The organism is Devosia elaeis, assembly GCF_001650025.1.
In the GTDB taxonomy this organism is placed as follows: Bacteria; Pseudomonadota; Alphaproteobacteria; order Rhizobiales; family Devosiaceae; genus Devosia; species Devosia elaeis.
On record NZ_LVVY01000063.1, the window covers coordinates 56,495 to 80,856 of the forward strand.

Below are 24,362 nucleotides of genomic sequence, written 5' to 3' on the forward strand. Positions count from 1 at the left end.
AGTCTATTGCCGTTTCAGTTCTTCTACGCCATTCGGCGTCGCCACATAAGCCTTGCTGCACATTTTCAGGAATAGCCCATGCTGGACCACGCCGGGAATATTCAGCAGGTCGCTCGATAGCGCTTCTGGCTGCGAAATGCGGCCAAAAAAAGCATCGAGAATAAGGTGTCCACCATCGGTCACGAAGGGATTGCCGGCCTCTTCGCCCCGCAGTTTCAGCCCGCCCTGAGCGCCGTGATGCGTCAGAACCTGCTCGATGGCGTGGCGGGTCGCGCCGAGCCCGAAGCGGTTGACCTCGATCGGCAGCGGAAAGCGGCCCAGCGCCTCGACGCATTTGGAGGCATCGGCAATGACCACCATGGCGTCGGAGGCCGCAGCCACGATCTTCTCGCGCAACAGCGCGCCGCCGCCACCCTTGATCAGGTTCAGGCCCGGGTCGATTTCGTCGGCTCCATCCACTGTCAGGTCCAGCCGGTCCAGCGTGTCGAGATCCGAGAGCGGGATATTCAACTCCTGCGCCTGGCGCGCCGTCGCCTCGGAGGTCGGCACGCAGATGACGTCGAGGCCAGCGGCGACCTTTTCGCCCAGCAGATCGACAAAATGGCGCGCGGTCGAGCCGGTGCCCAGGCCCAGGCGCATGCCCGGCCTGACTTCGGACAATGCCATGGCCGCAGCCTGCCGCTTCAACGCCTCGCTCATCGCGCAAAACCCTCCCGGAACGATGGGGCGGATGTGGCAGCGCGGCCCGCAAGCTGTCAAGGCCGCCAAAAGGCGGCATCCGCGCTGCGGCAAATGCAAAGTGAGGGAAGGAGTGTAACCTGCTGGCAACACAATATGGCGATGATGGGGCATTCATGGCAGCGGTAAGGCGGCTATGTCTTTCCGGCCAAATATATTCGAAGTAATTACGCTCATCATCGCGATCACCGAATCATGGCCGGTCGCGCATCCAGAGGCCAAGTAGAAGATGAAACTTATCAAAGTCATATTGGCGATCGGCATGTCGATCCTGCTGTCGGCCAGTTTGGTTGCGCCGGTATCCGCCGCGGTCTGGTACAATCCGGACACCAACCAGTTCGAAGAGCGCGACGCGACCGCCGGCCGTGGCGGCAGCCCGATCCGCAAGCAGATCGTCGATTACCAGACCAGCCAGAAGCCCGGCACCATCGTTATCGAAACCGGCGAACGCCGCCTCTATCTGGTGCTCGATGGCGGCAAGGCCATGCGCTATGGCATCGGCGTGGGTCGCGAAGGCTTCACCTGGGCCGGCACCAACCGCATTACCCGCAAGGCGGAATGGCCCGGCTGGACGCCGCCCCCGGCCATGCGCAAGCGCGTGCCCGACCTGCCGGCCTATATGCCCGGCGGCCCCGACAATCCGCTCGGCGCCCGCGCCCTCTATATCGGTTCGACGCTTTATCGCGTGCACGGCACCTCGGAACCCTGGACCATCGGCCAGGCCGTGTCGTCGGGCTGCATCCGCATGACCAATGACGACGTGATCGACCTCTATGAGCGCGTCCAGGTCGGCGCCCGCATCGTGGTCAATCACTGACACCGAACAACAGATGTTTCGAAAGGCCGCCGCGAGGCGGCCTTTTTTATGCGTGCGCCTTTGCATTCCCCCCGACCCGGACTAGATTTGCCGCATGACCGCGCCCACGAACCCGTCCCGCCCGCTCATCGACCGTTTCGGCCGGCGCATTTCCTATCTGCGCATTTCGGTGACGGATCGCTGCGATTTCCGCTGCGTCTATTGCATGGCCGAGGACATGACCTTCCTGCCCAAGAAGGAGGTCCTGAGCTTTGAGGAAATCGAGGCCATTGCCGGCGCCTTCATCGCGCGGGGCACCACCAAGATAAGGCTGACCGGCGGCGAGCCGCTGGTGCGCCGGGACATCATGGACCTGGTCCGCAGCCTGGGCGCCCGCATCGGTTCGGGGCTGGACGAGCTGACCATCACTACCAACGGCAGCCAATTGGCCCGGCATGCCGATGGGCTGTTCGCCGCGGGCGTCCGGCGCATCAATGTTTCGCTCGATACGCTGGATGCGGATCGCTTCGCCGCCATCACCAGGCGGGGGCGGATCGCCGACGTGCTCGCCGGGATCGCGGCGGCGCAGGCAGCGGGCCTCGCCATCAAGATCAACATGGTGGCCATGCGCGGCCTCAACGAGGACGAGATCGAGCCGATGATGGCCTGGGCGCATGCCGGCGGCATGGGCCTGACGCTGATCGAAGGCATGCCGCTGGGGGAAGTCGGCATGGATCGTGTCGATGCCTATCTGCCCCTGCGCGAGCTGCACGACCGTTTGGCGCGGCGCTATACGCTGACCCGGCTGGACAAGCGCACCGGCGGCCCGGCCCGCTATGTCCACGTCGCCGAAACCGGCGGCACTCTGGGCTTCATCACCCCGATGAGCCACAATTTCTGCGAAAGCTGCAACCGCGTCCGCCTGACCGCGACCGGCCAATTGTTCCTCTGCCTCGGCCAGGACGATCAGGTGAACCTCCGCGACGCCTGGCGCGATGGCGGCCCGGCCGCCCTCGACGCGGCCCTCGACCACGCCATGCTCATCAAGCCCAAGGGCCACGACTTCGTCCTCGACCGCACCCGGCCGGAACCCGCCGTGGCGCGGCATATGAGCGTGACGGGTGGGTAGCATTGAAAAACCCAACTACTTGGGTTATCTGGGATGGTGACGGTCCATCGTGAAGGCGGAATGCGTTTCGTGATCTATCTGAATGATCACGAGCCCGCCCATGTTCACGTCTATGGCGATGGGGAAGCACGCATCGACATCATGACCCTGAATGTTCTTTCCATTCACGGCATGAACCGGCGTGATGCGGCCCGTGCCTTGGCGATCACGATGGAACACCGATCCCTGTTTCTACAACGCTGGACTGAAATTCATGGCTGAGATCGAGTTGGATGATCAGCATTACAAGGAGGCGGTGGAGCGCGGGCTGACGGAGCGCACTGGCCGCCCTGCTCCCGTCTCGGTCCGATACGAACGGTCATCGGGCCGAATTGTCGTGGAATTTGACAACGGCACCGCCTTTCTCGTTCCCGCGGGCCTGTTGCAGGGGCTGGAGAAGGCCGAAGCGGACGATATTGCCAATGTGGAGCTGCTCGGCGAAACGGGGCTGCACTGGCCGTCTCTGGATGTGGATTTCACCATTGCCGGATTGATGCAGGGCATCTTCGGCACCGCCAGGTTTATGGATGCAAGCCGCAAAGGCGGGCAATCCCGCTCTGCCGCGAAGATCGCTGCGGCACGGCGCAACGGGATGCGCGGCGGGAGGCCCCGGAAATCGTCGTAAGCGTTACTTGTCGTCGTCCACCATGGCGAAGTCGGCATGCGGGCGGGTTTGCGGTCCGTCACCAGTGAAGCGGACGGACCAGCCAACCGGCAGTCAACGGTCCAGCACCGCGTCGACAAGAGCACTCAAGTCCTCTTGGGATGCTCCCGCTGACATGGCCACGATGGCGACCCCAGTAGATGGGCTTCGGACCGCCTTGGCAGTGCATCCGGTCCATTCCCCGCCATGGATTAGCAGTGGTTGTCCATGGCGTTGGCGCAGCCCTATGCCCCAACCGTATTCCACGAGGCCGCCGTTGATCAGATTACCCGGCCTGGTGACGAGATCAGCGATGCCGAGCGTGTCACGGTTTTGATGGTGCAGCCACAGCGAAAAAGCTCTGGCTGTTGTCCAGAGCCCGCCATCGCCTGTCGTGAGCGGGCGGCTCGATCCCATCAAGGAGGTCTGAGGAAAGCCGCTGACATCAGGCTCCGCAAACCCCATGCCATCCAATCCCAGCGGCTCGAGTAGGCGAGTTCTGATGAAACGCGCGAAGGCACATCCAGCAGCTTTCGCGACCACGTGCGCCAGCAGCACGTAGCCGAGATTGGAATAGATGTGGGTTGTGCCAGGCTTGGAGATGAGGTGCGGAAGGCGCTGCACGGCCGCCAGAGCGAATGCATCCGTCCAGTCTTCCTCGGCAGGCTCGACTTCTCCCGCGGCTGGCAGGCCCGAAATATGGTGGACGAGATGGCGTGTGGTGATGTCTCCGGCCCATCCTGGTAAATCCGGAAGGTAGTGTGCGACGGGCAAATCCGGATCAAGTTGGCCTTCTTGCACCAACAAGGCAGCGGCCGCACCGGTGATCTGTTTTGCGAGGCTCGCCGCATAGAAACGATCCGTGAGCCGGACAAAATTTCCGTCGGGCCACTTCCCCCTCCCGACCTCTTCCACCTGGCCAGCACCATCACAAACGGCGATCATCAGGGGCACATGGGAGGCCACCGCGCTCTGATCAACAAGTCGGGCGAGTTCGTCCACCATATGAACTGTCTAGCACACGATCATGCCCAAATGTCTGGTTTTGGCGATCCGCTAGGCGCATCTCGCATCGGTATACGCCAGATTTCGGGAATGGTGCTGATCGGCCTGAACGACCGGAATGGGATCGAAAACCATCATCGGTCCTGACGCCATGCTGCTGGCAGTCATCGCCGCATGCCTTCGCGCGACGGCGCGGTCAGCCTACTTGTCGTCGTCCACCACGATGGCGAAGTCGAGCGGCAGGGCGGTGGTGTATTTGATCTGGCCCATGGCGAAGGCCGAGCTGACATCGGTGAGGTTTATCTTGCTGATCAGGCGCTTATAGAAGGTGTCATAGGCGCCGATATCGGGCACCACCACCCGCATCAGGTAATCGACATCCCCGCTCATGCGGTAGAATTCCACCACTTCGGGAAATTCGTCGATCACACCGGAGAATTTGCGCATCCAGGCTTCGTTGTGCTCGTTGGTCTTGACCGAGACGAAGACGGTGACCCCGACATTGACCTTGGCCGGATCGAGCACGGCGACGCGGCGCTGGATGACGCCGTCTTCTTCCATCTTCTGGATGCGGCGCCAGCAGGGCGTGGTGGACAGGCCGACCTTGCGGCCGATTTCAGCCACCGGCATGGTCGCATCCCGTTGCAGGAGCGACAGAATTTTCCGGTCGATCTTGTCCAGTGCCATGACGCCCTCGTGAAATCAGTTTTTATCTTTACCCGCCAGACCCGACGACGGCGCGGAGATCAGTGCCACATACGCCCTTCTCGCGCAATAAAATTGCGCAAAGCAAGCTATGGAACCGGAAAAGAGAAAATTAACCATGCCAGTCCCGGCGCGGTCCGTCCAGTGGGTACGATGCCCCCCGCGATTTCATAGGCTGTTAACCACACGGCCCTAATCTGCCGCCTGTGTGTCGCGAGCGCGTCTTATGCTCGCCTTATCGAGTAACGAGTACGAGTTCCATGCCGTCCCAGCTGGCCAATGAAGCTGAAATTCGCGCGCCTGTGAGCGCCGACGGCAAGCGAAATGCCCAGAAGGCGGTGAGCGAGGCGCGCCAGCGGCTGACCTCCAGTTCGGGCACGCGCGCCGATTTCGATTTCGAACTGATGCATGATTATGCCGCCTCGCGCGTCGGGGCGGCGTTGCCTATGGCGGCGATCGTGGGCATTCTGGCCATCGTCGCCAGCTTCTGGGTGCCGATCACCATCACCGCGCTCTGGGCCGGGCTCGTCATCGCCAGCCTGCTGATCGTGGTGCAGATGGCGCGGCGCTTCACCCTGGCCGATCCGTCCAAGTTCAATGCCGGGCGCTGGACCACCAGCTTCGTGGCCGTGGAAACCATAGGCGGGGTGGCGCTGTCGCTCCTGGCGCTGTTCACCCTGGTGGCCGAACCCTCCGATCTCACCCCGGTCATGTTCGCCATGGCGCTGGTGGCCATTGCCAGCAATGCCATCGCCACCCATACCCTGCCCCCGGCCACCCTGATGAGCACCCTGCCGGTGACCATGACCGTCTCGGCGGCGCTGATAGCGGTGGGCGGCACGCTCAATTACACGCTGGCCGCCGTCACCGTCTGCGGCGAAATCTTCTTCCTGTTCCTCGCCCGCCAATTGCACAGCTCCGAGCTCGAGACGATTTCGCACCAGTCCGAAAAGGACACGCTGATTTACGAGCTGGAGGAAGCGCGCAACATGTCGGACGAGGCGCGCCGGCATGCCGAGCAGGCCAATGTCGCCAAGAGCCAGTTCCTGGCCACGATGAGCCACGAGCTGCGCACGCCGCTCAACGCCATTATCGGCTTTTCCGAGGTGCTGAAATCGGAGCTGCTGGGGCCCCACCAGGTGCCGCAATACAGGGAATATGCCGGCGACATCCATGGCAGCGGGCAGCACCTGCTGAACCTCATCAACGAGTTGCTCGATCTCAGCCGCATCGAGGCGGGCAAATACGAGCTCAACGAGGAAGTGGTGTCGCTGGTCGATATTGCCGAGGATTGCCGGCGCATGATGGAATTGCGCGCCAAGGCCAAGGGCATCGAGCTGGTCTTCAGCTATGGCGATGGCCTGCCCCGGCTGTGGGGCGACGAACGCGCCATCCGCCAGGTCATGCTGAACCTGTTGTCCAACGCCATCAAGTTCACGCCCCAGCACGGCAAGGTGACGCTGGTGGTGCAGCGCAGCCGCGATGGCGGCCAGATGGTTTCGGTCAAGGATAACGGCCCCGGCATTCCGCAGAACGAGATCGAAACCGTGCTCTCCTCCTTCGGCCAGGGCTCGCTGGCGCAGAAGACGGCCGAACAGGGCGCCGGGCTCGGCCTGCCCATCGTGCAGAAGATCATGGACCTGCATCAGGGCCGTTTCGATCTTTATTCCAAGCTGCGCTTCGGCACCGAGGTCTTCGCCACCTTCCCCCGCGCCCGCGTCATGGACGCACTGGCCCCTGTGGTGGAAAAGCGCAATCGGCTCGAGATTTATTCCGAAGCCGGCTGAGCGGGCGCCGCCCTATCGCAAATTCGCCGTTATCGGCTGGAGGATGGCGCCATGCCCGCATTGAAATTCCCCCGCCTCGCCCTCGCCCTTGTCGCCCTGATGCTGGCTTTTCCGGCCGTGGCGCAGGAGCCGGCGGCGCAGATGAATGTCGCGCCGGTTCCCGAAACCGATCCGGCCGTCGATTTCGACACCAGCTATCGCCCCTCGCCCACCGTATCGTCCCGCCTGCAACGGGAATTCCTGGATTCGGTGCGCTGGTCCGCCGGGGTGGAGGCGCGCGACAATCTGGCCGCCGCCTTCGCCGAGCGCTCGCCGGTGGAAATCTGGCATGAGCTGGTGGCCGGGCAGGGCCTGGAGCCCAACAATGTCGCCGACGCGCTGACCGCCTATTGGGTGCTCAACTGGATCACCGCCAATGGCGCCTATACTGCCGAGATCGACAATGCGCCGATCCAGCGGCAATTGCGCGTGGCCTTTGCCAACGACGCCAACTTCCGCACCATGGGCGATCAGCAACGCCAGCAGCTCGCCGAGGGATATATCTTCAATTTCCTGCTCGAGCATGCCGCGCTCAACCGGGCCGTGGCGGCGCGCGATCTCGACGCGCTGAACCGGCTTGCCGCCGCGTCGGTCACCCGTTTCCAGCGCAGCATGGGCGTCAACCTTTTGGCGCTGGTGCCCAGCGCCCAGGGTTTCGGCCCGCGCCCGCGTCCGTGATCAGGCCGATTTCCCGCTGACGGCGGCGCTTTCGAAGGTCGCCATATTGTCGTGCAAGTGCAGGGCCGTCTTGGCCATGACGGCGGCGAGGGCGGCGCCGCTGCCCTCGCCCAGCCGCATGCCCAGGTCGAGCAAGCCGGTCTGGCCCATCTTGTCCAGCACGCGGGCATGGGCGCCCTCTGCCGAGACATGGGCGAACAGGCAATGGTTGATGGCGGCCGGATTGACCGCATGGGCGATGGCGGCGGCCGCGCTGGCCACATAGCCGTCGATGATGACCGGCACCTTCTGGTGCCGCGCGGCCAGGAGCGCCCCCAGCATGGCGGCGATCTCGCGACCGCCGAGCCGCGCCAGAATGGCCAGCGGATGATCCAGCGCGCCGGCATGCCGCGCCAAAGCCCGGTCCACCGCATCGGCCTTGCGCGCCAGGCCCGCATCGTCGACGCCGGTGCCCCGGCCGACCCAGTCGGCGCCGGTGCCGCCATAGAGCGCGGCATAGATGGCCGCGGCGATGGTGGTGTTGCCGATGCCCATTTCCCCGATGCAGATCAGGTCGGGCTTGCCCGCCACCGCTTCCATGCCATAGGCGATGGTGGCCGCGCACATCTGGTCGTCCAGTGCCGGTTCCTTGGTGATGTCACCCGTCGGCAGTTCCAGCGCCAGCTCGAATACCCGCAGGTTGATCTCGTGCAGCCCGCAGATCTGCGAAATCGCCGCGCCGCCATTGGTGAAATTGGCGACCATCTGCGCCGTCACCTCGCGCGGAAAGGCCGAGACGCCCTGGTCGGTCACGCCGTGATTGCCGGCGAAGATCGTCACCATGGGATTGCCCAGGCGCGGCTTGGCCCGGTGTTGCCAGCGGGCGAGGAACTCCACCAATTCTTCCATGCGCCCCAGCGAGCCCGGCGGCTTGGTCAATTGCGCGTCGCGCGCGCGCACGGCGGCAACCGCGGTTTCGTCGCCATCGGGCACGGCCACGAGCAGTTCGACGATATCGGCAAAGGCGGGATTGAGGGCGGGCATGGCAGGTCCGGCGCGATGTGTTAGGAAGGCGGGGACTTGTTGCCCATTACGGAGACAATTGCAATTGACGCCGGAGACTGGCATCGATCCCGGCCTGCGCGACGCGTACCGGCCCGAACCGCCCCCGAGAGGCTTCGGGCTCAAGGACGATCTGGTCATGGCCCTGCGGTTCTTCTCCCGCCTGCCGACCGGCGACAGCCCGCACGAAAAGCCGGATCTCGGCCGAATCGCCATGGCCCTGCCGCTCGCCAGTCTGGTGATGGGCGTTCTGCCAGTGCTGCTGCTGATCGGCGGCGTCGGGGCCGGGCTGCCGCCCTATTTCGCCGCCGCCCTGGCGGTCGCCGCCATGGTGGTGGTGGGCGGCGGCATGATGGAGGATTCGCTGGCCGATGCTGCCGACGGATTGTTCGGTGGCGCCACCCGCGAGCGGCGGCTGGAAATCCTCAAGGACAGCCGCCACGGCACGTACGGCGTCGCGGCCTTGTGCCTCTTCCTGGTATTGCGGGTGACTGCCCTGGGGAGCATTGCCGCCATCAATCCGCTGGCGGCCGGCGCGCTCTGGCTGGCCGCCAATATTGCCGGGCGCTCGGGTGGCCTCTGGATCGCAGTGGCCCTGCCCCCGGCGCGACCGGACGGTGCCTCGGCGACCGCCGGCGCCCTGCCCCGCTCGCGCTTTGCCATCGGCGCGGCCCTGGCGGCCCTGCTCGTCTTCGTCATCGGCGCGCCGGCCTCGAGTCTCTTGGGCGTCATCCTCGCCCTCGTGGCGGTGATGCTGGCGGCCCTGGCCTGGACGGCCCTGTGCCGGCATCTGGTCGGCGGCCAGACGGGCGACCTGATCGGCGCGGCCGCCGGACTGGGCGAGATCGCGGCGCTCGCCATCCTGCTCATCTTCGCATGACGCCTTGAATTTGCCTTGCGCCGTGCCTTTATCGGGAGGGACGGCCAGGAAGCGGAAGGACCGGGACAGCATGATCTTTATCGGCATCGCCCTGCTCGTCGCCATCGGCATCGCCCTGATGATCAGCGCCGATGCCGGCAGCCTTATCGGGCTCAGCCAGATGCAGACGGCGCAATTGGTGCCATTGGTCGTCATTCTCATCGTGTTCGCCGGCGGCCTTTTCGCCCGCCGCCATCGCGCCTCCGAGCTGGTGGGCGGCGTCCTGCTCTGGGTCGGCATCTTCGCCATCGCCATGGTGACCTATGCCTATCGCGACGAATTGATGGGCGTGGTGGGCCGGGTGGCCGGCGAAATGCAGCCCGGCCTCGCCATTGTCGACGCCAATGCGGGCACCGCCACGTTCCGGCGCGGTTTCGGCGGGCATTTCGAAGTGCAGGCGACCATTAACGGGCATACCACCCCGATGATCTTCGACACCGGCGCCAGCGCCGTGGTGCTGACCATCCAGGATGCGGAAGCGGCGGGCGTCGATACGGCGGGCCTGCGCTACATGGTGCCCGTTTCCACCGCCAATGGCCGCGGCATGGCGGCGCGGATCCGGCTGGACAGCATCGTGGTGGGCGGCATCGAACGGCGCAATGTCACCGCTTTCGTCACCGAGGCCGGCGCGCTGGAAACGAGCCTGCTCGGCATGACCTTCCTCGAAACGCTGAGCCGCTATTCGGTGACGCAGAACGCGCTGGAGCTGGTGGATTGATGGCGGAGCAAGCCGGACAGTTCAGCCGCGAGGGTTGCACGCTTCATTACTGGATATCCGGGCCGGACGACGCGCCCGCCCTGGTCTTCAGCCACGGCGCGACGCTCGACAATCAAAGCTGGGCCGTGCAGGCGGACGCCCTGGCCGAGACCCATCGCGTCATCCGCTGGGACCTGCGCGGCCATGGCCTTTCCCGCCCGAGCAGCGGAGCGCACAGCATTGACCGCTTCGCTGCCGACCTGATCGCCCTGCTCGATCATCTCGGTATCGGGCAAGCCGTGCTGGTGGGCCTGTCGCTGGGTGGCTATGTCTCGCAGGCGGTCGCCCACGACCATCCCGAGCGCGTCGCCGCCCTGGCCGTGTTCGACGCCACCAATCTGTACGATACGCCGCTTTCGGGCTTCATGACTGCAATGATGGCGCAGTCCTCCCTCCTGATCGGTCTGTTCCCCTGGCGCCGCCTGATCGAGATGACGGCGCGCCAATCGGCCGTCACGCCCGAGGCGCAGGATTATATCCGCCAGGTCGTGTCGCAGCTCACCAAGCCCGAATATATCGCCATCTGGGGCGCGGTGCAGACCGGCTTGCGGCGCGATGCCGACTACCGCTTCGCGGGGCCGACGCTCCTGGCCATGGGCGATCGGGACAAGGTCGGCGTGGTGGATGCCGGCATGCGCCATTGGGCGAAGCGCTGGCCGGGCGCCCGGTTCGAGATCGTTCCGGGCGCCGGTCATTGTTCCAATCAGGACAATCCCGAATTCGTAACGCAGGTGCTGCGGGACTTCCTCAAGTGAAAGGGCCGGTCTTTCGACCGGCCCTTCGGTTTTGCTTCAGCTCACGGCGAACTGGATCGCCTGGCTGCCCACCACGTACCAGGTGACGAAAAGCGCATTGATGAATGCGCCCGGCAGATAGCTGCCGGTCCGGCGCCAGGCAAAGGTGGACAGGAAGGCCACGATGGCCAGCAGCGGCACGAATTGCATGCCGATCACGGTGGTCAGCGATTCATTCATGCTGAACAGGTGCCCGGTGAACAGCAGCGTCAGGTACTGGAAGCCCAGGAAGATTATGAAGCCGACGATCAGCACCGCGATGTTGGACAGGTATTGCGCCACGCGGCCGTCGGTGCGCACCGACATGCCTTTGTGCAGGCCGCGCATTGCCAATACGAAATAGATCGTGAACGGTACCAGATAGATCAGGGCGATCTTGGTGCGGACCAAGTCCAGCGGCTTGAGGGCGACGACCCAGAAGCGGAAATCCACCTTGAAGAAGAAATCGGTGGCGGCGACGACGATGTAGCCGATGCCGACGGTGGCCAGCGCGATCAGCACCGAACCCCAGATATCGCCGCGTCCTTCGACCTTGCTGCCCTTGAACACCAGGCCCAGCGCCAGAACGATGACCCCGTTCAGCACCGCCCAGAGGGCGATCTGGCTGGTGAAGCTCTGCGGCAGGATGGCCGAAGCCGGAAACACCAGCGTCGCCCAATAGAAGAAGGGATAATAGGTCAGGACCGGGATCATGGTGGCGAGCGCGAAATGCAGCCACCACTTGCCGTTGCGCTTTTCATAGGCGGCGCCGGTCGGCTCCTTGCGCAGATGCGCGAAAGCCTGCGTCTTGAGCAGCATGTCGAAGGTGCCGGCCAGAAGGACGACGAAACCGATCAGCGCGATCAGCGTGCCGATTTCCTTCCAGAGCCAGATCTGGTCGCCGGCCGGAATCGGCTTGGCCCCGTCAAGAGTCTGGTCGAACCAGGCGATGGCGTCCCCGATGGCCTCGGGCGAGAAATGATTGCCCGGATGGGTGGTATTCGGCTGCTGCAGGATGCGGGCGGTGCCGTCCGCGATATCCCCATAGACCTGGCCGATGACGACCGGCTCGCTGACGCCGAAGGCCGTCTGCAGCTTGGTGCTGGTCGGCACGTCCTGGGCGCGATCGACGCCCCACATGGTGCCCGAGAACTCGTCATACTTGGAGAAGACGACGGCGAGATTACGCGGCCAGGTGGTGTCGGCCTCCTTGGCAAAGGGCGCGCCGGTGCTCGAGCCCTGCAAGACCACGGCCTTATAGGCATCGGGCATGGCCGCCGCGGCTGCGAGGACAGTCCAGCCGCCCATGGAATGGCCTTCGAGGCCGATATTGTCGGTATCCACGAAGTCAAGCGAGCGCAGATAGGCCAGGCCTCCGGGGCCGCCGAAGCCATTGGCGAAGGCCGGGGCATCCGAATAGCCGTGGCCGCCCTGGTCCAGCGCCAGCACCACATAGCCGCGACGGGCGAATTCGATGGCGAAGCCGTCCTGGGTTTCGCGGCTATTGAAATAGCCATGCACGGCCAGGATGGCCGGGGCCTTGTTTTCCGCCGAAACGCCGGGCGGCACATAGAGCAGGCCGCTCAGCACCTGGCCATTGGTGCCATGAAACCGCAGATCCCGAATGGAAATGCCGCCGGATGTCTGGATGAAATGCGCGAGCAGCGCGCCGATGAGTATGATGATCCAGCCTGCGTGAAACAGGCGATTTTTTATTGCCATTGAAAGGCGCTCCCCACTTTCCTGCTGAAACCATTCAGCAAAGCCACGCGCGGAAATTACACCGGAGACGAAAGAAAATCGAACGAAAACGAAAGATTATTCAGCGCAAACCGAAAGCCGCCGCCGGGCCGAATTTTGTCATGCGGCACAATGGGATCGCACCGGCGCCGGCGCCGGCCGCTTCAGGGGCGGCGGAAAATTTCGATCCGCTCAGGCGGATGCAGCCAGTTCGCGGTTTTCCACCACGTCCAGCGCGCGCATGAAGACGTCCGGCCCGGCCTTGGGCTTGCAGGCATCGACGCTGAGGATCTGGCGGAACTGCCGCGCGCCGGGACGGCCATTGGCGAGGCCGAGCATGTGGCGGGCAATATTGTTGAGCCGCACCCCCTGCCCCAATTGCGTTTCGGCATAATCGGCCATGGCCGCCATGATGCCGGCGAGGTTCGGCACGGGCCGGTCGTCGCCGAAGATACGCGCATCCACCTCGGCCAGCAGCATGGGATTGTGATAGGCGGCCCGCCCGAGCATGACCCCGTCGGTATGGCCAAGCTGTTCATCGGCCTGGTCCAGGGTCTCGATTCCACCATTGATCATCACCGGCAGCGGCGCCAGCCGGGCGCGCAGGCGGTGGACGCGGGGATAGTTCAGTGGCGGGATGGTGCGGTTTTCCTTGGGGCTCAGGCCCTGCAGCCAGGCCTTGCGGGCATGGACGTAGAGCGCGGCCACGCCGGCTTCCACCATGGCATCGGCGAAACGATCCAGGCTTTCCTCGATATCCTGGTCATCGATGCCGATGCGGCACTTGACCGTCACCGGCCTGTCGGTGGCGCCGCGCATGGCGCGCACGCATTCGGCCACCAGCTCCGGCTCGGCCATCAGGCAGGCCCCGAACCTGCCCGATTGCACACGGTCCGAAGGGCAGCCGACATTGAGATTGATCTCGTCATAGCCGAAGCCTTCGGCAATGCGCACCGCTGCCGCCAGCTCCGCCGGATCGGACCCGCCGAGCTGAAGCGCCACGGGATGCTCGACCGGATCGAACCGCAAATGCCGCTCCGCATCCCCATGCACGATCGCCCCGCTATTGACCATCTCGGTAAACAGCAGGGCATGGCGCGTCAGCAGGCGATGGAGGACCCGACAATGCCTGTCGGTCCAGTCCATCATCGGGGCAATGGAAAATCTGCGCGATTGGTCCAGCAAAACGGTTCCGATTGTTCTTCTAGGCCATCCCATATGGGATCGTTCGGGGCGTTTTGCACCAGTGGGGGCGCGGGGACAAGGGCCGCGCCCGCCGCAGGGGTTCAAAGCCGCGTCAGCCGAGCCTGGTCTTGCGGCGCATGAGGCCGATGAAGAAGATGCCGCCGACCAGGCCTGTGATGATGCCGATGGGCATGTCCTGGGGCGGGATGATCACCCGTGCGGCCATGTCGGCCAGGACCAGCACGATGGCGCCGACCAGGGCCGAGAGCGGCAGGACGCGGCGATAATCGCCGCCCACCACCATGCGCACCAGATGCGGGATCATCAGGCCCACGAAGGAAATGATGCCGGAAAAGGCCACGGCCGCGCCGGTCAGCAGGGCGCAGACGACGAAGACCAGGATGCGGAAGCGCCCGGCGGGCAGGCCGAGCGTGGTCGCCGATTCATCGCCCAGGGTCATGGCGTTGAAATTGCGCGCATTGAACAGCAGAAAGGCGCCGCAGCCGGCCAGCGCCAGCAGCGGATAGGGCAATTGCGCCCATTGGGCCAGGCCCAGCCCGCCCAGCATCCAGAAGACCACCGTATGGGTGGCGCGCGGATCGCCCAGGAAAATGCCCAGGCTGCCCAGCGAGGTGATGACGAAGGAGATGGCCACCCCGGTCAGGACCAGGCGGCTGGCGTCGCGCGCCTGGGTGAAATTGGCGATGCCCACCACCAGGGCCGTGGTCGCGAGGGCCCCGCCAAAGGCGAAGAGCGGCACGGTGATGAGGCCCAGGAACATGCCGGTATGCAAGAGCACGATGATGGCCCCCAGGGCGGCGCCCGAGGAAATGCCGAGCAGGTGCGGATCGGCCAGGGCATTGCGCGTCACCGATTGCAGGGCCGCGCCCACCAGCGACAGGCTGGCCCCGACAATGGCGCCCAGCACCACGCGCGGCAGGCGCACTTCCCACACGATATTGTCCCGCCCCGGCGACCAGGTCTGTTCGACGCTGCCCGGCGCGAGGTGGCTGAGAATGACGCTCCAGACGATATCGGGCGGGATGCCCACCGCCCCGACGCTGACCGCGAGGACCGAAATGACGAAAAGCAGGACCACCAGGCCGCAGACGATGAGCGGCATGGAATGGATCAGCGCGTGGCGCGGGCCGTCGACGAGATGCTTGTGGGACATGAACATGCGGGCCGGCTTGCGCCGGCCCTACTCCGAATTACTCGCGGAAGGCCGCGGCGAGGGTCTTGATGGCGTCGATATTGCGCGGCCCCGGCGTCGCCTCGACATAGGGCAGCACCACGAAGCGGTCGTTGACCACCGCCGGAACATCCTTGAAGGCGGGATTGTCGCGCATGAAATCGGCTTTCTGCTCGGCGGTCACGCTGCCGTAATCGACGATGACCACGACATCGGGATTGCGCTCGATCACCGGTTCCCAGCCGATTTCCACCCAGCTCGAGTCCACGTCGTCCATGATATTGACGCCGCCCGCCGCCTCGATCAGCGCCGTGGGCATGGCATAGCGCCCGGCCGTGAACGGCTTGTTCTCGCCGGAATCGTAGACGAAGACCTTGACCGGCGCATCGAGCACGGCGAGCCCGGCGGTGAATGCGTCGAGGTCCTGCCGATATCCGGCCACCAGCGCCTCGGCCTGTTCCGCCACGCCGAAAATACGGCCGAGATTGAGTAGGTCGGCATACATGTCCTCGATGGAGGCCTTGGGCTTGTCCATGATATGGATGCAGCTCTCGGTCAGCTCGTAGACGGCGATGCCGAACTCGGCCAGTGTATCGGGCGTCACTTCCCCGCCCACGCGCATGCCGTAATTCCAGCCTGCGAAATAGAAATCGGCATCGGCGCCGAGCAGCACTTCCTTGGTGGGATAATTGGGCGACAGCTCGGGCAGGTCGGCCACACCTTCGCGCAGGGTTTCGTCCAGCGTCTTCCAGTCCGAAATGCCGGTATAGCCCACCATATTGCCGGTAAGGCCCAGGGCCAGCATCATCTCGGTCAGGTTCACGTCGTTGGAAACCGCGCGGCTGGGCGCGGCCTCGAAGGTCACCGCGCGGTCGCAGCTTTCGACCGTGACGGGAAAGCCCGATGCCATGGCGCCGCTGGTCAGCAGCGTGGTGGACACGGCAAGGATCGGCAGGAACAGACGCATGGATTTGCCCTCAGGGATCGGATGAATTCAGGTGAAAGGAAAAGCGCGGCCGGCCGGTGGCCGGATGGCTGTCGATGGCGGCCTCGACCGCGAAAATCCGCCTTATATTGTCCGGCGTCAGCGCCTCGAGCGGCGTGCCCAATTGCACGCTGCGCCCCTGTTCCAACACCAGCACCCGGTCGGCATGGGCCGAGGCCAGCGCCAGGTCGTGCAGCGAGACGATCACCGTGGTCGGCAGGCCCGCCAGCAGGTCCAGCACTTCGAGCTGGTGGCGGATATCGAGATGGTTGGTGGGCTCGTCCAGGATGAGCAGGTCCGGCTTCTGCACCAGCGCCCGCGCGATCATCACCCGCTGCTTCTCGCCGCCCGAGAGCGAGCCGAAATCGCGCCCGGCAAAGGGGGTGAGGTTCATCAGCGCCAGCGCATCCTCGACCGGGCCATAGGCCGGGTCGCTGAACTGGTCGAGATGGGGCGTGAGGCCCAGTTCGATGATCTCGGCCACGCTGAGCCCGAAATCGGAGGCCGGCTCCTGCAGGACAGTGGCGACCCGCCGCGCGATGGACCGGGGCTTGAGCGCCCAGATATCCTCGCCATCCAGCAGGACGGCGCCCTGGCTGGGTCGGTGGAAGCGATAGAGGCAGCGCAACAGGCTCGATTTGCCGGCGCCGTTGGGGCCGACCACGGCCAGCATCTCGCCGGGCTCGACGGAAAAATCGATATCCCGGACGATGGGCGCCATGCCCTGCGGCCCCCAGTTGAGGCCGCGAACGGTCAGGCGCGCCGGATTAGCGCCGACTAGGCGTCGTGCAAGCTCCATCGGAACCTCCGCCATAGAGGCAGGGAGGCTCGGAAGAACCGGTCAGGCAATAAGCATCGATATGGTCGTCGTGCGCCATCGTCGTTCCCCTCGGCACACCCCGGCCGGGTTTCGTTGATGTCGACGGCAGGTCTCCTGGCTCGCGGGTCCTGGCGCTTCCGGCCTTCCCAGCCTTTCGGCCAGTGGCATTCCGGAAGAACTCACCGCTTACAGTTGCGGGGGCAGCCACGGTTTTGGTCCCTGATGGGTACGCCGCACCGTGTTCCCTTTTGATCCCCTTGGAGATGTCTCGGCGGGGAACCTTCGACGGGGCGATATGGCCGCAGGCCGGCGGCGATGTCAACGGCCTGATGACAGAATGGCCGGGAAAGCGCCATTATGCCTTGGCCCGGCGCGCCTGATCTGGATCAAAGCGGTTTGCGGCGCGTTGCACCAATGTGGCCGGCACCGAAGCGGGAAAGGAACCGAAATGTACCAGAACATCATCTGCGCCATCGACGGCTCGGAATTGAGCAGCAAGGCACTCGGGCAGGCCCTGGCGCTGGCCGGCGCCACGGGCGGCAAGGTCACCGCCGTCACGGTCACCGAGCCTTCCGTCATCGTCTCGCCCGGCGCGGAGATGATGATGGTCGATACCAGCGCCATCATCGACGATCTCGACAAGGCCAAGTCCGAATCCGCCAAATCCATCCTGGCGGAAGCCGAAAGCCAGGCCGCCGCGACCGGCGCCGCCATCGCCAAGCTGCATGTCGCCAACAGCACGGCGGCCGACGGCATCCTGCATGCGGCGCGCGAGCAAAAGGCCGATCTCATCGTCATGGGCTCGCATGGCCGGCGCGGCCTCGGCCGCCTGCTCCTGGGCAGCCAGGCCTCCGAAGTCCTGTCCCATTCCGAGCTGCCGGTGCTGATCGTCAAGTAGCGGCATTTGCCGGATTAAGCAGGTTTACCCCCAGTAGACCTCACCCTGAGCCTGTCGAAGGGCGAGGTCGTGGCACTCGGCTTTCGGCGGGCCCGCCCTCGTGGTTCGACAGGCTCACCATCAGGTCTTCGGGACAACCTGCTCGCACACTCACGGATCGTCAAAGCCAGCTAACATGTCAGTTCTGGCGCCTTGACCTGAAATCGGCTAAATCCCGGCCAGACCTTACCGGGGCCGGACATGACGCAGACAATCCCCCGCCATATCGCCGTCATCGATATCGGCAAGACCAATGCCAAGGTGGTGCTCATCGACAGCGCCGGCGGGCAGCAGGTCGCCGCCCGCAGCACGCCCAATGTCGTCCGCCGGGACGGTCCCTATCCGCATATGGATGTCGACATGCTCTGGGCCTTCATCCTGGACAGCCTCAAGACGCTGGGCGCGGCGCATGGCATAGACGGCATTTCCATCACCACCCATGGCGCCTGCGGCGCGCTGCTGGCGGGCGACGCCCTCGCGCTCCCCATCCTCGATTATGAATTCGACGGGCCGGAGCGCCTGGCGGACGATTACGCCCTTGTCCGCCCCGATTTTTCCGAGAGCCTCTCGCCCAGATTGCCGGCGGGCCTCAACCTGGGCGCCCAGTTCTTCTGGCAGGCGAGGACGTTCCCGGAGGATTTCGCCCGCGTCACCGCGCTCCTCACCTATGCCCAATATTGGGCCTGGCGGCTGACCGGAATGCAGGCAAGCGAGGTGACCTCGCTGGGCTGCCATACCGATCTCTGGGCCCCCGCCGGCGGCGCGTTTTCCAGCCTCGTCGACAGGATGGGCTGGCGCGGCCGGTTCCCGCCGGTTCGCCCGGCCGCATCGGTGCTCGGTCCGCTTCTGCCGGAAATCGCGGCGGCGACGGGGCTTGCCGCCGCCACGCCCGTCACCTGCGGCATTCACGATTCCAATGCCTCCCTCCTGCCGCATCTGGGCCGGCAAGAGCCGCCCTTCACCATCATCTCCACCGGCACCTGGACCATCCTGATGACTGTCGGCGGCGACACCGGCGCGCTGGACCAGAGCCGCGACAGCCTTGCCAATGTCGATGCCCATGGCCGTCCGGTTCCCACCGCCCGCTTCATGGGCGGGCGCGAATTCGATGCGCTGGCGCCCGAGATCGCCGAGCCCTCGCCCGCCGATATCGCCCATGTCATCGCCCATGACATCCAGGCCCTGCCCAGCTTCATGCCCGGCGTCGGGCCCTTTGGCGGGCAGGCGGGACGCTGGACACACGATCCGGCCGGCCTCACGCCCGGCCAGCGCAATGCGGCGGCGTCCTTCTACCTGGCGCTGATGGCGCGCGCCTGCCTCGATCTTTGCGGCCTTGGCCGCTCGATCACCATCGAGGGACCGCTGGCGCGCAACACGCTGTTCGGCGCGACCCTGGCGCGGCTGACAGGCGTGCCGGTGCTGGCCTCGGGCGATGCGACGGGAACCAGCCTCGGCGCCAGCCTGTTGTTCGGGGGAGCCCTGCGGGAGGCAGGGGGCAGGAATGCATTCGCGCCCCTCGAGGCGCCGGGATTGGATGCCTATGTTGAATCCTGGCGCCAAAAGGTCCAATCCTGATCCAGCACGGCGCCGGCAAGGAGAGATCGATGGCAGACCGCAAGCACCGCGTCATTATCGTGGGCGGCGGTTTCGGGGGGCTGGCGGCGGCAAAGGCGCTCAAGCGCGCCGATGTCGATATCGTCCTCATCGACCGGCGCAATCATCACCTGTTCCAGCCCCTGCTCTACCAGGTCGCAACCGCGGCGCTCAATCCGTCCGAGATTGCCTGGCCGATCCGCCATCTGCTGCGCCGGCAGGACAATGTCCGCGTGCTGATGGCCACGGTCACCGGCGTGGACGCCGCAAGCCGCCAGGTGCTGCTCGAAGACGGCAGCCGCGAGCCCTATGACAGCCTCATCCTCGCCACAGGCGCCCAGCACGCCTATTTCGGCCATGACGAATGGGAGCCCTTCGCGCCCGGCCTCAAGACGGTGGAAGACGCCACCGCCATTCGCCGCAAGCTCCTCCTGGCGCTGGAGGCCGCCGAGCGGGAAAGCGCTCCGGCGCGGCGGCGGGCGCTGCTGACCTTCGCCATTATCGGGGCCGGCCCCACCGGCGTCGAAATGGCCGGGGCGATCATCGAGCTGGGCCGCGCCAGCATCAAGGGCCAGTTCAACACCATCGACCCGCATGACCTGCGCGTCGTGCTCATCGAGGGCGGCGAGCGGGTCCTGCCCAATTTCGCGCCGGAATTGTCCGATTACACCCTCGCATCGCTCCGCCGCATGGGCGTCGAGGTCGAGCTGGGCCACATGGTGTCGGCGCTCGATGCCGATGGCGTGTCCTTCGGCGACAAGCGCATCGAGACCAAGACCATCATCTGGGCGGCCGGCGTCGCCGCCTCGCCGGTCGCCGAATGGCTCGGAATCGAGAGCGACCGGGCCGGGCGGATCAAGGTGGCGCCGGATCTCTCGGTGCCCTTCATGCCCGATATCTTCGTCATCGGCGATGTCGCCAGCATCACCCGGGAAGACGGCAAGCCCGTGCCCGGCGTGGCGCCGGCCGCCAAGCAGGCGGGCAAGCACGTGGCGCGGGTCATCATGCGGCGGCTGGCCGGCGACGCCACGCCCCTGCCCTTCCGCTACCAGCATGCCGGCGACCTCGCCACCATCGGCAAGAGTTCGGCGGTGATCGATTTCGGCTGGCTCAAGCTCAAGGGCTGGTTCGCCTGGTGGGTCTGGGGCCTCGCCCATATCTATTTCCTGGTCGAAACGCGCACCCGCATCGTCATCACGCTGAGCTGGCTATGGATTTACCTCAGCGGCCAGCGCAGCGCCCGGCTCATCACCCATGGCATGGCGCCGGAGAGAAAGCCCCTCGAAGAGGTCGACGAAAACTAGGTCTCGGTGTCGAGCGCGGTGACGCGCTTGGCCAATTGCCGCTCGCGCAGCCAGATATAGAGCCCGCTCATGACGATGATCGCCACGCCCAGCACGAACCATTCGTCGGGCGGCTGGTTGAAGATCAGCCAACTGGCGATGGAGAGATAGACCAGGCTCAGATAGCTGAACGGGGCCAGCGTGGCAGGCGTGGCGAAGCGATGCGCCACCGAATTGAGGAAATGCCCGCCCAGCCCCGCCGCCCCCATGATGAAGAAGGCCACCCAGGAGATCGGCTGGCTGGGCCAGGTCCAGTCGGTGAAGGCCACCGGCAGCAGCAGGATGATCGGCATGGCGCCGGCATAGAATTGCTGGGTCTGGGCGCTGTCCACCCCGGCCAGCTTGCGCGTCAGGATGGAGAACAGCGCCAGGAAGACGGCGCAGCCCAGGCTGAGCAGGGCCGCCGGCTGGAAGGCTTCCGAACCCGGCCGCACGATGATCAGGATACCGCAGAAGCCCACGGCGATGGCCAGCCAGCGCCGCCAGCCCACCGCCTCGCCCAGCAGCGGCCCGGACAGGGCGCAGATGATCAGCGGCGAGGTGAACTGGATGGCGCTGGTCACCGTCAGCGGCAGATAGCGCATGGCCAGGAAATTGAGCCCCGTGGTGATCAGCAGGCAGGTGCCGCGCAGGATTTCCAGCTTGAGATTGTTGCTGACGAAGAGCTGCCGGCCGCTCACCGGCAGAAACAGGAGCAGCAACAGCAGAAAGTGCATGCCATAGCGCATGAACACGATCTCGGTCGTCGGCAGGCCCTCCACCGACAGCCATTTCGCCGACACGTCCAGCACCAGCAACACAAGCTGGGACATCAGCACCAGCAGGATGCCGAAATTGGCCCGGCTTTCGATGGGAGAAACGACGCTAGCCATGGGCCAACGGCAAAGGCAGGAAAAACGGAGACATTACGGATCCAGACGCCGCGCGAACAGCGGCCCGGACAGGGTCGAAGATCGCCCGCGGGAAGTCAAGCTTGTATGGAAGCTGAAATTCCCGCGGGCGCGGGATCAGAATGTCTGGGCCAGGTGCCGCACCTGCAGCGATCCGGCCAGGTCTGCCGAGGTGACGCTCGCCCCATGGCGCGGATGGAAGACCAGCTCCACCGGGCGCCCGGGCAATAGCGTCAGCGCATTGTCGGAGAAATAGCCCGGCCGGTCGACGCTGGCCGTGGCGAAGAAGGCCGGCCGGTCCGCTTCCAGCGTCAGCACCGCCTGCCCGTCCCGGTCGCTCCAGCGCGCCGCCACATTGGCGGGCACCAGGTCATAGGCCTTGTAGGGCTTGGGGAAATAATCGTTCTCGCCCAGCGCCCGGCCCCCGGCATCCGTCCAGGCGAAGAACAGGAATTCGTCGGCGGCCAGCCCTGCCATGGGCAAGGTGGTGACCGCGATGGCCGCATCGGCGCCGATGGCGCTGTTGCCGGAGAAGACGACACGGCTTTCCCCGGTGACCTTCACCGCCCGGACCTCGAGCCCGATCGATACCGGGCGGCCCGTGTCATTGATGGCCTTGAGCGCGATTTCACTGCTGTCGCCATTGGGCACGGCCACGACATTGACGAGATTGTAGAAGCGCCGCGCCATATAGTGCATCAGCTTCCACTGCCCGCCATAATCCAGGCTCGACCAGCTCGCCACCGGCCAGATATCGTTGATCTGCCAATAGAGCGTGCCCATGCAGCGCGGCTTGGTGGAGCGCCAATATTCGATGGCGGTCTTGATGGCCAGGCCCTGCTGGATCTGGCTCAGGAACACCATCTGGTCGAAATCGCGCGGGAAGCGGAAATAGCGCGTCATCGTCTCGATGATGCGGGCATTGCCGCCATTGTTGCGCTGGTGGTTCTCCATCACCGGCGAAGAGGGGTTGCGATCCTCGGGCTGGGCGAAGGTCTCGATGACATTCATCGAGGTGAAGGACTGGAAGCCGAATTCGCTGGCAAAGCGCGGATTGATGGAGCGATAGGCATCGAAGCTCTTGGCCGAGTGCCACACATCCCAGTAATGCAGGTCGCCGCGCGTATCGGAATGCCAGCCATCGGAGAAATCGAGATAGCCCAGCGAGGGCGAGGAGGGCCAGAAGCGCTGCGCCGGGTCCTCGTCCTCGACGATGCGATGCAGCAGGGAATTGAGCCGGTCGTAATTGGCCAGGTATCGGCCCGGATCGGCCTTGGTCTCAGGATACCAGTTGAGCGAGCCGATCACTTCGTTGTCGCCGCACCACAGCGCGATGGAGGCATGATGGCTCAGCCGGCGCACCTGCTGGGTGATTTCCAGCGCCACGCTGTCGAGGAATTCGCGATTGGATGGATAGCTCATGCACGAGAACATGAAATCGTGCCAGATGAGGATGCCGAGCTCGTCGCAAAGATCATAGAACCAGTCCGGCTCATATTGCCCGCCGCCCCAGATGCGCAGCATGTTCATGTTGGCGGCCCTGGCGCTTTCCAGCAGGTCGCGGATGACGGCGGGCGTCACCCGGCTCGGAATGGCGTCGGCGGGAATCCAGTTGGCGCCCATCATGGTGATGTCGCGGCCATTGACCCGGCACTTGAACGAATGGTCGATCTCGTCCTTCTCGATCACCCAAGCCAGATCGCGCAGCCCGATCTTGCGCGTTGTCAGCTCGCCTTCGAGGTCGGTCACCAGCTCATAGAGCGGCTGCGCGCCCTGCCCCGCCGGCCACCAGATTTTCGGGTTCCGGATGGTGACCTTATGGATGAAGACGTTTTCGCCCTTCTCGACCACCACTTTGTCGGTGATCACCTGCCCGTCGATCCTGTGCTCCAGTTCCACCTCGCCCTGGGCGAAGGCGAAAAGTCGGGTCTTTATCGAGAGTTCGACTGCGTTCTCGCCGTGCACCTGGTCCACCTGCACGCTGTCCTGCCGCGCGAGCCGGGCCTTGCGCAGGCTCATCGTGCCATAGATGCCGATGGGCATGGTGCAGATGCCCCAGTCCCAGCCGGCATGGCAGGCGGCCTTGCGGATGAAGTTCATATGAATGCCCTTCAGCCCGTTGGTCTGGTAATTGTAGGTGAAGGGGATCGGGAAGGGATGCGCGTCGGCGCGGGCCTTGGCCACGTCCGGGGCGATGGCGAATTCGATGCGCAGCCGGTTCTCGCCGGCATGCACCTTGCCGGTCACGTCGATATCGTTGCGCACGAAACTGTTATCTGTGCGCGCCACTTCCGCGCCATTGAGGAAGATGGTGGCGATGCAATCGACCTCGGCCAGGGTCAGGGTCAGGTAGCCGTCGATATCGGCCGGCGTGGCCAGGAAGCTGCGCTCCATCACCCAGGCGGTTTCGTTGACCCACATCACCTCTTTCTCGTTCTCGCCGAAATAGGGATCGGGGATCAGTCCGGCCTCGAGCAGCGCGTAATGCACGTCGCCCGGCAGGTTTATGCTGGTCGTAATGTCGCGGCTGGGCGCGGTCAGGCTGAACGGACCGCCCAAGTCGAGGGCGGAATTACGGGCGACGATGGCCATGTGTCCTCCAGGGCCGGCAGGACGGCAAGACAAGTC

At 64.9% G+C, this 24,362-nt stretch carries 23 protein-coding genes and 1 riboswitch; of the genes, 12 read left to right on the forward strand and 11 right to left on the reverse strand.

Features of this window, described 5'->3' with window-relative positions; all coding sequences use genetic code 11:
- Nucleotides 1-3: 3 nt before the first annotated feature.
- Nucleotides 4-699 carry a ribose-5-phosphate isomerase RpiA gene (gene rpiA, locus A3840_RS03385; protein WP_067451859.1) on the reverse strand — a complete coding sequence of 232 codons (696 nt, stop codon included), beginning with the start codon at nt 697-699 and terminating at the stop codon, nt 4-6.
- 268 nt (nt 700-967) lie between these two features.
- Here rpiA and A3840_RS03390 point away from each other — a divergent pair, with 268 nt between their 5' ends.
- From A3840_RS03390 to A3840_RS03405, 4 genes are all read left to right on the forward strand, one after another.
- Complete coding sequence (locus tag A3840_RS03390; RefSeq protein WP_067451862.1) at nt 968-1,555, forward strand: L,D-transpeptidase; 588 nt, start codon at nt 968-970, stop codon at nt 1,553-1,555.
- A gap of 94 nt (nt 1,556-1,649) precedes the next feature.
- Entirely contained in the window at nt 1,650-2,663 is a 1,014-nt protein-coding gene (gene moaA, locus A3840_RS03395) for a GTP 3',8-cyclase MoaA (protein ID WP_067451865.1), read from the forward strand.
- Between the two features lie 60 nt (nt 2,664-2,723).
- Nucleotides 2,724-2,924 (forward strand): DUF4160 domain-containing protein, encoded by a 201-nt coding sequence (locus A3840_RS03400; protein WP_342669883.1) that lies wholly within the window; start codon nt 2,724-2,726, stop codon nt 2,922-2,924.
- Nucleotides 2,917-3,327, forward strand: coding sequence for a DUF2442 domain-containing protein (locus A3840_RS03405; RefSeq protein ID WP_067451876.1), 411 nt, complete (start codon nt 2,917-2,919; stop codon nt 3,325-3,327). The genes A3840_RS03400 and A3840_RS03405 overlap by 8 nt, the downstream gene beginning before the upstream one ends.
- 93 nt (nt 3,328-3,420) lie before the next feature.
- Here A3840_RS03405 and A3840_RS03410 read toward each other — a convergent pair whose 3' ends face one another.
- Together A3840_RS03410 and A3840_RS03415 are read right to left on the reverse strand one after the other, a co-directional pair.
- Nucleotides 3,421-4,350, reverse strand: a complete 930-nt coding sequence (locus tag A3840_RS03410) for a serine hydrolase domain-containing protein (protein ID WP_067451878.1) — start codon at nt 4,348-4,350, stop codon at nt 3,421-3,423.
- 201 nt (nt 4,351-4,551) lie between these two features.
- Nucleotides 4,552-5,031 carry an Lrp/AsnC family transcriptional regulator gene (locus A3840_RS03415; RefSeq protein WP_067451998.1) on the reverse strand — a complete coding sequence of 160 codons (480 nt, stop codon included), beginning with the start codon at nt 5,029-5,031 and terminating at the stop codon, nt 4,552-4,554.
- 284 nt (nt 5,032-5,315) lie between these two features.
- On the opposite strand from A3840_RS03415, the gene A3840_RS03420 reads away from it, so the two are divergent.
- A complete protein-coding gene (locus A3840_RS03420; RefSeq protein ID WP_067451881.1) occupies nt 5,316-6,842 on the forward strand; it encodes a sensor histidine kinase in 1,527 nt (508 codons plus the stop codon).
- Nucleotides 6,843-6,893: 51 nt separating this feature from the next.
- Nucleotides 6,894-7,559, forward strand: coding sequence for a DUF6683 family protein (locus tag A3840_RS03425; protein ID WP_067451884.1), 666 nt, complete (start codon nt 6,894-6,896; stop codon nt 7,557-7,559).
- Here A3840_RS03425 and cobT read toward each other — a convergent pair whose 3' ends face one another.
- Nucleotides 7,560-8,582, reverse strand: a complete 1,023-nt coding sequence (gene cobT, locus A3840_RS03430) for a nicotinate-nucleotide--dimethylbenzimidazole phosphoribosyltransferase (RefSeq protein ID WP_067451891.1) — start codon at nt 8,580-8,582, stop codon at nt 7,560-7,562.
- Between the two features lie 64 nt (nt 8,583-8,646).
- Between cobT and A3840_RS03435 the strand changes: the two genes are divergently transcribed.
- The 3 genes from A3840_RS03435 to A3840_RS03445 all read left to right on the forward strand — a co-directional run bounded on the left by A3840_RS03435 (nt 8,647) and on the right by A3840_RS03445 (nt 11,031).
- Nucleotides 8,647-9,480, forward strand: coding sequence for an adenosylcobinamide-GDP ribazoletransferase (locus A3840_RS03435; protein WP_165603113.1), 834 nt, complete (start codon nt 8,647-8,649; stop codon nt 9,478-9,480).
- A 70-nt stretch (nt 9,481-9,550) separates the two neighbouring features.
- Nucleotides 9,551-10,237, forward strand: coding sequence for a retropepsin-like aspartic protease family protein (locus tag A3840_RS03440; RefSeq protein WP_067451893.1), 687 nt, complete (start codon nt 9,551-9,553; stop codon nt 10,235-10,237).
- Nucleotides 10,237-11,031, forward strand: coding sequence for an alpha/beta fold hydrolase (locus tag A3840_RS03445; RefSeq protein WP_067451897.1), 795 nt, complete (start codon nt 10,237-10,239; stop codon nt 11,029-11,031). Before A3840_RS03440 ends, A3840_RS03445 begins: the two co-directional genes overlap by 1 nt.
- 36 nt (nt 11,032-11,067) lie before the next feature.
- On the opposite strand, the gene A3840_RS03450 is transcribed toward A3840_RS03445, so the two are convergent.
- From A3840_RS03450 to A3840_RS03470, 5 genes are all read right to left on the reverse strand, one after another.
- Nucleotides 11,068-12,771 (reverse strand): alpha/beta hydrolase family protein, encoded by a 1,704-nt coding sequence (locus A3840_RS03450; protein WP_067451900.1) that lies wholly within the window; start codon nt 12,769-12,771, stop codon nt 11,068-11,070.
- 210 nt (nt 12,772-12,981) lie between these two features.
- On the reverse strand, nt 12,982-13,974 hold the full coding sequence (dusA, locus tag A3840_RS03455; protein ID WP_425388833.1) for a tRNA dihydrouridine(20/20a) synthase DusA: 993 nt from the start codon (nt 13,972-13,974) through the stop codon (nt 12,982-12,984).
- Nucleotides 13,975-14,086: 112 nt separating this feature from the next.
- Nucleotides 14,087-15,148, reverse strand: coding sequence for a FecCD family ABC transporter permease (locus tag A3840_RS03460; RefSeq protein ID WP_425388835.1), 1,062 nt, complete (start codon nt 15,146-15,148; stop codon nt 14,087-14,089).
- Nucleotides 15,149-15,185: 37 nt separating this feature from the next.
- Nucleotides 15,186-16,133, reverse strand: a complete 948-nt coding sequence (locus A3840_RS03465; protein ID WP_067451906.1) for an ABC transporter substrate-binding protein — start codon at nt 16,131-16,133, stop codon at nt 15,186-15,188.
- 10 nt (nt 16,134-16,143) lie between these two features.
- Nucleotides 16,144-16,950: an ABC transporter ATP-binding protein gene (locus tag A3840_RS03470; RefSeq protein WP_067452008.1), complete on the reverse strand. Its 807-nt coding sequence runs from the start codon at nt 16,948-16,950 to the stop codon at nt 16,144-16,146.
- A 108-nt stretch (nt 16,951-17,058) separates the two neighbouring features.
- Nucleotides 17,059-17,270, reverse strand: a riboswitch (cobalamin riboswitch).
- 149 nt (nt 17,271-17,419) lie between these two features.
- On the opposite strand from A3840_RS03470, the gene A3840_RS03475 reads away from it, so the two are divergent.
- From A3840_RS03475 to A3840_RS03485, 3 genes are all read left to right on the forward strand, one after another.
- Complete coding sequence (locus A3840_RS03475) at nt 17,420-17,869, forward strand: universal stress protein (RefSeq protein ID WP_067451908.1); 450 nt, start codon at nt 17,420-17,422, stop codon at nt 17,867-17,869.
- 240 nt (nt 17,870-18,109) lie between these two features.
- The gene (locus A3840_RS03480; protein WP_067451913.1) at nt 18,110-19,483 is read left to right on the forward strand and encodes an FGGY-family carbohydrate kinase; all 1,374 of its coding nucleotides are present in this window, start codon (nt 18,110-18,112) and stop codon (nt 19,481-19,483) included.
- A 29-nt stretch (nt 19,484-19,512) separates the two neighbouring features.
- Nucleotides 19,513-20,805, forward strand: coding sequence for an NAD(P)/FAD-dependent oxidoreductase (locus A3840_RS03485; protein ID WP_067451916.1), 1,293 nt, complete (start codon nt 19,513-19,515; stop codon nt 20,803-20,805).
- Here A3840_RS03485 and A3840_RS03490 read toward each other — a convergent pair.
- Together A3840_RS03490 and A3840_RS03495 are read right to left on the reverse strand one after the other, a co-directional pair.
- Entirely contained in the window at nt 20,802-21,716 is a 915-nt protein-coding gene (locus A3840_RS03490; RefSeq protein WP_067451919.1) for a DMT family transporter, read from the reverse strand. The genes A3840_RS03485 and A3840_RS03490 overlap by 4 nt on opposite strands.
- A 135-nt stretch (nt 21,717-21,851) precedes the next feature.
- Nucleotides 21,852-24,326: a beta-mannosidase gene (locus A3840_RS03495; RefSeq protein WP_067451922.1), complete on the reverse strand. Its 2,475-nt coding sequence runs from the start codon at nt 24,324-24,326 to the stop codon at nt 21,852-21,854.
- Between the last annotated feature and the right edge of the window lie 36 nt (nt 24,327-24,362).